This window comes from Pseudomonas sp. MLB6B, from assembly GCF_054508135.1.
Genome location: NZ_CP199313.1, coordinates 124,290 through 135,489, shown reverse-complemented (window position 1 = coordinate 135,489; position 11,200 = coordinate 124,290). Strand labels below are relative to the sequence as shown.

The following is an 11,200-nucleotide window of genomic DNA, read 5'->3' as shown; positions in this document are numbered from 1 at the left end:
ATGGAACTCACCGCAGCGCAACGCATCGCCCAACGCTTCGTCGGCCTGCCGCTGGAGCAGCGCCGACAGATCCTGGCCAAGATGCAGGCCACCGGCCAGAGCTTTCGCCTGTTGCCCATCATGCCGACGCGCCAGGGCCTGGCGCGCATTCCGCTGTCGTTCGCCCAGCAGCGCTTGTTGTTCCTCTGGCAGTTGGAACCGGACAACGCCTTCTACAACGTGCCGATGGCCGTGCGCCTGAACGGCGCCCTCGACCCCGAGCGCCTGCAACAGGCGCTGACTGCCTTGGTGCAGCGCCACGAAGCCCTGCGCACACGGTTGGTGGCGGTGGACGGCGAGTTCCATCAGGAGGTGCTCGACCAGGGCGACGTACAGCTCGAGGTGCAGGCCTTTGCGGCCGGACAGGACGCCGCGCAACTCGAGGCTGCGGTGCGTGACGACCTGGCACGCCCCTTCGACCTGCTGCATGGGCCGCTGCTGCGCATGCGCCTGCTGCAGTTGGGCGACGACCAGCATGTGTTGACGGTGTGCATGCACCACATCGTCTCCGACGGCTGGTCGAGCGAGCTGCTGGTGCGCGAATTCGTCGCCCTCTACACCGCGCTGGGTGAGGGTCGTGAAGCGCCCCTGGCGCCGCTGCCGATCCAGTATGCCGACTACGCCATCTGGCAACGGGCGTGGCTGGAGGCCGGTGAGGCCGAGCGGCAATTGCAGTACTGGCGCACGCAGTTGGGCGATGAGCAACCCGTGCTGAGCCTGCCGCTGGACCGTCCGCGGCCTGCGCAGCCCAGCTACCGCGGTGCGGTGCTCGAAGTGAAACTGCCCGCGGCGCTGTCCGAAGCCTTGCGCGGCCGAGCGCGCCAAGGCGGGCATACGCTGTTCACCCTGATGCTGGCGGCGGTGGCGGTGGTGCTGTCGCGCTACAGCGGCCAGGCCGATGTGCGCATCGGCGCGCCCAACGCCGGGCGCAACCGTCAGGAGCTCGAAGGGCTGATCGGTTTCTTCATCAATACCCAGGTGCTGCGCGTGCAGGTCGACGAGCGGCAGACCTTCGCCGAGCTGCTGGCCCAGCTCAAAGAGGTCATCGCCGGTGCGCAGTCGCACCAAGAGCTGCCGTTCGAGCATCTGGTCGATGCCCTGTTGCCGGAACGCAACCTGGCGCACAACCCGCTGTTCCAGTTCAAGATCAACCAGCACGTGGGCGGCGGCCAGCCGGCGCGTACCCACGTGGGAGCGTTGAGCCTGGCGCCGTTCCCGTTGGGCAATGAAGAGGCACGCTTCGACTTGGCCTTCGACTTCTCCGACCGCCCCGACGGCATCGAAGGCTATTTCACCTACGCCACCGACCTGTTCGACGCGACCACCGTCGAGCGTCTGGCCGAGGCGCTGCGGCGCACTTTGCAGCGCCTGGCCGAGGGCGATACGCAGCGCCTGTGCGCGCAGCCCGAACCGGCCGCGATCGTGCCGGTCGCCCATCTGGCCGAGGCTGACCAAGCCCTTGCCGCCCGCGACCTGATTACCCTGTGGCAAGCCAACCGCGCGGGCCAGGGCGGCGTACGGGCCGGCGAGCAGCGCCTCGAGCGCGCGCAGCTGGACGCCGACAGCGACCGTCTGGCCGCCTACCTGCGCCAGCAGGGCATCGGCGCCGGGCACATCGTCGCACTGTGCCAGCCGCGCTCGATCGAGTGGGTCACCGCCTTGCTCGCCGTGCTCAAGACCGGCGCGGCCTACCTCCCGCTCGATCCGCAACAGCCCGTCGAACGCTTGCAGCAACTGCTGCACGACAGCGCCGCCGTGGCCCTGATCCACCCCGCCGAAGACACGCGTTTCAGTGCCGGCGACGGGCCGCCGCGCATCGTCTACGACCCGCGCCAGTGGCAGGATTGCGCCGCGCAGGCGCAGCCGATCGCCATCAGCCCCGAGCAGCCGGCCTACCTGATCTATACCTCCGGCTCCACGGGCCAGCCCAAGGGCGTGCTGGTCAGCCACGCGGCCCTGGCCAGTTATGTGCAAGCGCTGCTCGAGCGCCTGGCACTGCCGGCCGACGCCAGCCTGGCCATGGTCTCCACACCCGCAGCGGATCTCGGCCACACCGTGCTGTTCGGGGCGTTGCTGTCGGGGCGCGAACTGCACCTGCTGCCGGCCAAGCTGGCGTTCGACCCGGATGGCTTCGCGGCCTACATGGCCGAGCACCAGGTGGGCGTGGTCAAGCTGGTGCCCAGCCATTTGCAGGGGCTGTTGCAAGCCTCGCGGGCGGCCGATGTGCTGCCGGCCCAGGCGTTGATTCTCGGTGGCGAAGCCTGCAGCTGGGCGCTGTTTGAACAGGTACGGGCCTTGCGCCCGGCCTGCCGTGTCATCAACCACTACGGCCCGACGGAAACCACCGTCGGCGTGCTGACCCATGAAGCGGTCGACTGCACCGGCGATTGTCGCACCGTGCCGATAGGGCGGCCCCTGGCGCATGCCGTCTGCGCCGTGCTCGACGATTGGCTCAACCCGGTCGCCGAGCAGGTGTCGGGCGAGCTGTACCTGGGGGGGCAGGGCCTGGCCCGGGGCTACCTGAACCGCCCCGGCCTGACCGCCGAGCGTTTCGTGCCCGGCGCAGGCGGCACGCGCCTGTACCGCAGCGGCGACCGTGCTCGGCTCAGCCGCGAGGGGCTGGTCGAGTTCCTCGCGCGTGCCGACGACCAGGTGAAGATCCGTGGCTACCGGGTCGAGCCGGGGGAGGTGGGGCAACTGCTGGCCAGCCTGCCGGGCGTGCGCGAAGCCGTGGTCCAGGCGCTCGCCCTGGACAGCGACGAACAGCGCTTGCACCTGGTGGCCTGGTGCGTGGTGGAGGCGGGCATCGAGGCCGCCGAGCTGCAGCGTCAGTTGCAGGCGCGGTTGCCCGACTACCTGGTGCCGGCGCACCTGCTGCTGCTCGAGCGCCTGCCGTTGACCGCCAACGGCAAGCTCGACAAGCGCGCGCTGCCGGTGCCCGGCGCCGTCAGCCGCGGCTACGTGGCGCCGGTGGGCGAGGTCGAGCAAACCCTCGCCGAGGTGTGGGCCGACGTGTTGAAACTGGAGCGGGTCGGCAGCACCGACAACTTCTTCGAGTTGGGCGGGGATTCGATCCTCAGCCTGCAGATCATCGCCCGCGCCAAACGTCGCGGGCTGCGCATCACACCCAAACAGCTGTTCGAAAAGCAGACCATCGCCCAGCTGGCGCCGGTGGCCAAGCCACTGGCCGCCAAGCCGGCCGCGGTCGCCCCCACAGTGCCCATGGGCCCGGTCACCACTGCGCTGCTACCGATCCAGCAACGCTTCTTCACACTGGACATCCCCCAGCGCCAGCACTGGAACCAATCGCTGTTGCTGACCCCGCACACCGCGCTGGACCCCACCGTGCTGCAACAGGCGTTGCACGACGTGCTGGCCCAGCACGAAGCCTTGCGCACGCGTTTCGTCGAACACGCCGAAGGCTGGCAAGGGCAGGTGCAGCCATTGGACGACACCACGCCGTTCAGCCAGCAGCGTCTGCACAGCTTGGCCGAGCTGGAAAGCGCCGGGCAGGCCCTGCAAGCCAGCCTAGACCTGAGCCAAGGGCCGCTGCTGCGCGCCGCGCTGTTCGAGCTGCCCGATGCGCAGCAACGCCTGTTGCTGGTGATCCATCACCTGGTGGTCGACGGCGTGTCGTGGCGGGTCCTGCTCGAAGACCTGCAAACGGCCTACCGCCAGCGTCTGCAGGGCACCGTCGTCGACCTGGGCGGCCGTTGCACGGCGCCAGGGCGCTGGGCAGAGCGCTTGCAGGGCTATGCCGCAGGCGCCGCTTCGGCCCAGCGCGATTACTGGCTGGAGGTGCAGCACGCCGAGGCCGACTTGCCGCAGGATCAGCCAAACGCGGCGCTGAGCCGACGCCATGCCGGCCACGTCCACACCCGCCTAGGCCGCGAACATACTGCGCAGCTGCTCAAGCAGGCACCGGCCGCCTACCGCACCCAGATCAACGACCTGCTCCTCACCGCCTTGGCCCAGGTGCTGTGCCAGTGGAGCGGGCAGGCGCAGGTCAAGGTGGCGCTCGAAGGCCATGGCCGCGAAGACCTGTTCGACGACCTCGACCTGAGCCGCAGCGTCGGCTGGTTCACCAGCCTGTTCCCGGTGTGCCTGCGCCCTTCGACCGATCTGGGCGCGTCGATCAAGGCGATCAAGGAGCAGTTGCGCGAGGTGCCGGACAAGGGTCTGGGCTACGGTGTGCTGCGCTACCTGGGCGAGGCCGAGCTGCGCCAGCGCCTGGGCCAGGGCAGCGAAGCGCGGGTCACCTTCAACTACCTCGGGCAGTTCGACGGCAGCTTCAGCGCTAGCGAGGGCGCGCTGTTCAGCCCCGCACGGGAAGCGGCCGGCAGCACCCAGGCCGACGATGCGCCACTGGCCAACTGGCTGAGCATCAGCGGCCAGGTGTACGACGGCGAGCTGGTGCTGGAGTGGACCTTCAGCCATGCCATGTACCGCAGCGAGACCCTGGAACGGCTGGCGCAGGCCTACCGGCATGCCCTGGAAGCGCTGGTCGAGCATTGCTGCGACGCCGCCCAGGGCGGTGTGACGCCCTCCGACTTCCCCCTTGCAGGCTTGAACCAGGTCCAGCTCGACCACTTGCCGTTGCCGGCCGCGCAGATCGCCGACGTCTACCCGTTGTCGCCGATGCAGCAAGGCATGCTGTTCCATAGCCTGTATGCCCAAGGCAGCGGCCAGTACGTCAACCAGTTGCGCATCGACATCGACCATCTCGACGGCGCGCGTTTCCGCGAGGCCTGGCAGGCCACGCTGGCGGCGCACGACATCCTGCGTAGCGGCTTCGTCTGGCAGGGCGACCTGCAGCAGGCGGTGCAGGTGGTGCACAAGCACGTGCAGGTGCCGCTGCGCGAATTCGACTGGCGCGGCAAGCCGGACCTACCGGCCGCCGTGCAGCAACTGAGCGACGCCGAGCACGCCCAGCCCTTCGACCTGGGCGAGGCGCCGCTGCTGCGCCTGGCCTTGGTGCGCAGCGCCGACCAGCGCCACCACCTGATCTACACCAACCACCACATCCTCATGGACGGCTGGAGCACCTCGCGCCTGCTCGCCGAGGTGCTGCAGCGCTACGCCGGCCAACCGCCTGCGGCGCCGACCGGGCGCTACCGCGACTACATCGCCTGGCTGCAACGCCAGGACGCCGCCGCCAGCGAAACCTTCTGGCGCGCCCAAGTGGCCGAGCTGGCCGCGCCGACGCGCCTGGCCGAGGCGCTGGCCGGCAATGGCTTTGCCTTGGGTGCGGGGCAGGGCGAGCATCGCCAAGTCTTCGACGGCCCACAGAGTGCGACGATCGAAGCCTTCGCCCGGGCCAACCGGGTCACGGTCAACACCCTGGTGCAGTCGGCCTGGCTGCTGCTGTTGCAGCGCTACACCGGCCAGGCCAGCGTGTGCCTGGGCGCCACCGTGGCCGGACGGCCCACGGAACTCGCTGGCGTGGAAGAGCAGATCGGCCTGTTCATCAATACCCTGCCAGTGATCGGCACACCGCGCGCCGAGCAGACGGTAGGGCAATGGATCGCCGAGGTGCAGGCGCGCAACCTGGCCCTGCGCGAGCACGAGCACACGCCGCTGTTCGATGTGCAGCGCTGGGCGCACTCGGGCAGTGACAGCCTGTTCGACAGCCTACTGGTGTTCGAGAACTATCCGGTGGCCGAGGCGCTGCGCCAGAGCGCGTCCAGCGGCCTGGCCTTCGGGCCGGTGGCGGTGCAAGAGCAGACGCACTACCCGCTGACGCTGGTGGTGGAGCTTGGCGCCACGCTGTCGGTGCAGTACAGCCACGACCGCGCGCGTGTGGCCGAGCGCGCCGTGCAGCAACTGGCCGAGCACTTCGCCCAGCTGTTGCTGGCGCTGGTGGCCGATGCTCAGGCCTGCTTGGGAACGCTGGCGTTGCAAGACCCTGAGCGGCAAGCGCAGGCGCTCGAAGCCTGGAACCCGGCCCTGCGCGACGTGCCCGTCGACCGGTGCCTGCACACGCTGATCGAAGCGCAGGTCGCCGCCACCCCACAGGCCACCGCTTTGGTATGCGGCCAGCAGCGCCTGAGCTACGCCGAGCTCAACCGCCATGCCAACCGCCTGGCGCATCACCTGCGCAGCCTGGGTGTGGGGCCGGACGTGCTGGTCGGCCTGGCCGTGGAGCGCAGCCTGGAAATGGTCGTCGGCCTGCTGGCGATCCTCAAGGCCGGTGGCGCCTACGTGCCGCTCGACCCGGACTCGCCCGCCGAGCGCCTGGCCTACCTGCTCGACGACAGCGGCATCGCCGTGCTGCTGACCCAATCCCACCTGCAAGCACGCCTGCCCGTGGGCCCGCGTGTGCAGACCGTGCTGTTCGAAGCGGTCGAAGCACTGGCCGGTCTCGACGAGACCAACCCGCCTTGCGCGACCACGCCCGACAACCTGGCCTACATGATCTACACCTCCGGTTCCACCGGCAAGCCCAAGGGCACCTTGCTCGCCCACCGCAACGTGGTGCGCCTGTTCGCTGCCACCGAGCACTGGTTCGGCTTCGGAGCACGTGACGTATGGAGCGTATTCCACTCCTACGCCTTCGACTTCTCGGTCTGGGAGCTGTACGGCGCGCTTTTGTACGGCGGCAAGGCGGTGATCGTGCCGAAGGATGTCGCCCGCTCGCCGGAAGACTTCCACGCCTTGCTGCTGCGCGAGCAGGTCACCGTGCTCAACCAGACCCCTTCGGCCTTCAAGCCGCTGATGGCGGTGGCCTGTGAGGCGGCGCAGCCGCTGGCGCTGCGCCATGTGATCTTCGGCGGCGAAGCGCTGGAGGTGAGCAGCCTCAAGCCCTGGTTCGACACCTTCGGCGACGCCCAGCCGCAACTGACCAACATGTACGGCATCACCGAAACCACGGTGCACGTGAGCTACCGCCCGATCCGCCTGAGCGATGTGCAAAACGGCCTGAGCAGCCCGATCGGCGAGGCCATTCCGGACCTTGCCTGGTACCTGCTGGACGGCGCGCTCAACCCCGCCGTGCCGGGTACGCAAGGCGAGCTGATGATCGCCCGCGCAGGCTTGGCCCGTGGCTACCACGGCCGGCCGGGGCTGACCGCCGAGCGCTTCGTGCCCAACCCGTTCGATGCCGAGGGCGGGCGCTTGTACCGCTCCGGCGACCTGGCCTGCGCACGGCACGACGGCGTGATCGAGTACGCCGGACGCATCGACCATCAGGTGAAGATCCGCGGTTTCCGCATCGAGCTGGGCGAAATCGAAGCGCGCCTGCACGTGCAACCCGGCGTACGCCAGGTGGCCGTGCTGGCCCAGGACGGCCCGGCGGGCAAGCAACTGGTCGCCTATGTGGTGCCCAACGAAGTGGCAGCGATCGAAGACGGCGAAGCCCAGGCGCAGTGGCGCGATACCTTGCGGGCGGCGCTCAAGGCCAGCCTGCCGGAGCACATGGTGCCAGCGCACCTGTTGTTCCTGGCAGCGCTGCCGCTGACCGGCAACGGCAAGCTCGACCGCAAGGCGCTGCCGCTGCCCGATGCCGGCCTGCTGCAAGGCCGGTATGCGGCGCCGCAGAGCGAGCTGGAATGCCAAGTCGCGGCGGTCTGGGCCGAAGTGCTCGAAGTCGAGCGGGTGGGCCTGCATGACCACTTCTTCGAGCTCGGCGGCCACTCGCTGCTGGCCACCACCGCCGTGATGCGCATCCGCGAGCGCACCGGCGCTGCCGTGGAGCTCAAGGACCTCTTCGAGCACGCCACGCTGGGCGATTTCTGCCAGCACGTGCAGGGCCAGACCGCGCACGTCGATCCGCTTCAGGACCAGTTGGCTAAATCCTTGGCCGCACTCAAACGTCTAACTACGGAGGAAATTGATGAGCTGACGTCTTAGGAGATACCCCGGTGCAAGAGCTGCTCGATTCTGTCGAATCGTTGTCTACAAAAGAACGTAAGGCATTGGCAGCCTTGCTCCGCAAGCAAGGCGTGAACCTGTACGCGATCGCGCCGATCTTCAAGCGCGACGCCGAGCAGCCTCTGCGTCTGTCCTACGCCCAGCAGCGCCAGTGGTTCCTGGCGCAGCTCGACGGGCAGGCGGCGGCCTACAACATCTGTGCGGCGCTGCGCTTCACCGGGGCGCTGGATCGCCAGGCCCTGACGCGCAGCTTCCAGGCGCTGATCCAGCGGCACGAAAGCCTGCGCACCACCTTCGTGCTGCAAGGCGAGCAGCCCTTGCAGGTAATTCATCCCGAACAACCCTTCGCGCTCGACGTCGCGGTGCTGCCCGAGGGTAGCGAGGCGGCAGTGCGCAGCGAAGTGCAGGCCCAAGGCGCACGAGCCTTCGACCTGGAACACGGCCCGCTGCTGCGGGTCAAGCTGTTGCAACTGGCCGAGCAGGCGCACGTGCTGGTGCTCACCGTGCACCACATCGTCGCCGACGGCTGGTCGATGCCGATTCTGGTCGAGGAGTTGGTGCGTCTCTACGCCGGCTACTGCCAGGGCGAAGCCACGGCTCTGGCGCCGCTGCCGATCCAGTACGCCGACTACGCCCTGTGGCAACGCGACTTCATGGAGGCGGGCGAGCAGGCGCGGCAGTTGGCCTACTGGCAAGCGCAACTGGGCGAGCAGCAACCGGTGCTGGAATTGCCCGTCGATCGTCCGCGGCCGGCCGTGCGCGGCTACGTCGGCGCACGGGTGGCGGTGCCGCTGCCCGAGGAGCTGGTGCAGGCGCTCAAGCGCCTGGCCCAACAGCAGGGCGCCACGCCCTTCATGCTGCTGCTGGCCAGTTTTCAGGCGCTCTTGCACCGCTACAGCGGGCAGGCCGACATCCGCGTCGGGGTACCCATCGCCAACCGCAACCGCGCCGAAACCCAAGGCCTGATCGGCTTCTTCGTCAACACCCAGGTGCTGCGCGCCGAGCTCGACGACAGGTCGAGCTTCCTCGACCTGCTGCGCCAGGTGCGCCAGCGCGCCGTGGAGGCCCAGAGCCACCAAGACCTGCCCTTCGAACAACTGGTCGAGGCATTGCAGCCCGAACGCAGCCTGGGCGTCAGCCCGCTGTTCCAAGTGATGTACAACCACCAGAGCGAAGGCGCGCGCAACGCCTGCCGCCTGCCGGGGCTGGCGGTGGAACCGCTGGCGTGGGACAGCCAGGTGGCCAAGTTCGACCTGACGCTGGATACCGTGGAGCATGCCGAGGGCATCAGCGCTTCCTTGACCTACGCCACCGACCTGTTCGACGAAGCCACCATCGTGCGGTTGGGTCGGCATTGGCTGAATCTGCTGCAAGACGCGGTGCAGCACCCGCAACGGCCTATCTCCGAACTGGCCTTGCTCGATGCCGGCGAGCGCCAACGGCTGCTGTACGAGTGGAACGACACTGCTGCTCCATACCTGGACCACGCCTGCCTGCACCAGCTCTTCGAAACCCAAGCTGCGGCCACCCCGGACGCGCCGGCATTGCTGTTCTCCGACACCACGCTGAGCTACGCCGAACTGAACCGGCAGGCCAACGCCCTGGCGTACAAGCTGCGCGAACTGGGCGTGGGCCCGGACGTGCTAGTGGCCATCGCCATGGCGCGCGGCCCGGAGATGGTCGTGGGCCTGCTGGCGATCCTCAAGGCCGGCGGCGCCTACGTACCGCTCGACCCGGACTATCCGCAGGCGCGCTTGGAATACATGCTCGAAGACAGCCAGGCCCGCGTGCTGCTGTCGCAGTCGTCGTTGCTGGAGCGTCTGCCACAGGCGTTCCATGCCCGGACCTTGCTGCTCGATACGCTGGATCTGTCGGCGTATCCGACCAGCAATCCAACGTGCCACGGCGCACCTGAAAACCTGGCCTACAGCATCTACACCTCCGGCTCCACCGGGCTGCCCAAGGGCGTGCTGATCGAGCACCGCAACGCCTGTGCTCTGGTGGGCTGGGCGCAGTCGGTGTACAGCCGCGAGCAACTCTGTGGCGTGTTGGCCGCCACCTCGATCTGTTTCGATCTCTCGGTCTGGGAGCTGTTCGTCACCCTGGCCTCAGGCGGCTACGTGATCATCGCCCGCAACGCCCTGGAGCTGCCACACCTGCCGGCCAAGGATCAGGTACGCCTGGTCAACACCGTGCCCTCGGCCATTCAGGCGCTGCTGGAATCCGGCGGCCTGCCGGCCAGCGTGCGCACGGTCAACCTGGCCGGCGAAGCGCTCAAACAGTCGCTGGTCGATGCGCTGTATCGAACCGGCCACATCGAGCAGGTCTACGACCTGTACGGCCCCTCGGAAGACACCACCTATTCCACCTACACCCTGCGCCAGGCGGGCGGCACGGCCAGCATCGGCCGGCCGATCAGCAATAGCGCCGCGTACATCCTCGGCAGCGCCGGGCAGGTGTTGCCGGTGGGTGGGGCCGGCGAGCTGTACATGGCCGGCGCCGGCTTGGCGCGGGGCTACCTGGGCCGTCCGGGGCTGACCGCCGAGCGCTTCGTGCCCAATCCGTTCGACGCGAGCGGCGGGCGCTTCTACCGCACCGGCGACCTGGCGCGCTACCAGGCCGACGGCCAGATCCAGTACGCCGGGCGCCTCGACCATCAGGTGAAGGTGCGCGGTTTCCGTATCGAACTGGGCGAGATCGAAGCGCGGCTGCAAGCCCAGCCGCAAGTCAGCCAAGTCGCGCTGTTGGCCCTGGACGGCCCGAGCGGGCAGCAACTGGTGGCCTACATCGTGCCGACCGAGCTGTCGGTCGTAGGCCAGGCCGACGACGAAGCGGCGCTGCGCAGCGAGCTGCGCGACGCCTTGCGCGCCCAACTGCCGGACTACATGGTCCCGGCGCACCTGCTGCTGCTCGACCGCCTGCCACTGACGCCCAACGGCAAGCTCGACCGCAAGGCCCTGCCGGCACCCGACGCGCAGTTCGCGCAGCACGTCTTCCGCGCCCCGCAGAGCGAGCTGGAACGGCACATCGCCGCCGTCTGGGCCGAGGTGCTGAAGCTGGAACAGGTCGGCCTGGACGACAACTTCTTCGAACGCGGCGGCCACTCGCTGCTGGCCACCCAAGTGGTGGCCCGGCTGCAGATCGCCCTGGGCGTCAGCATCCCGCTGGCCCTGCTGTTCCAGACCGCGACGTTGCAGGCTTTCGCCGCCGCCGTCGGCACCCTGGATACCCGCACTGACGCAGACCTGGACGACCTCCAGGACTTCATGACCGAGCTTGAGGCCGTTTGAGA

1 protein-coding gene and 1 pseudogene are annotated in these 11,200 nt (G+C 68.7%); both read left to right on the top strand.

Annotation, left to right across the window (positions count from 1 at the left end; genetic code table 11):
• A complete protein-coding gene (locus ACSMEV_RS00490; protein WP_459206817.1) occupies positions 1-7,887 on the top strand; it encodes an amino acid adenylation domain-containing protein in 7,887 nt (2,628 codons plus the stop codon).
• A gap of 11 nt (positions 7,888-7,898) precedes the next feature.
• Positions 7,899-11,198: pseudogene (locus ACSMEV_RS00485) on the top strand (amino acid adenylation domain-containing protein); the annotation flags it as partial.
• Between the last annotated feature and the right edge of the window lie 2 nt (positions 11,199-11,200).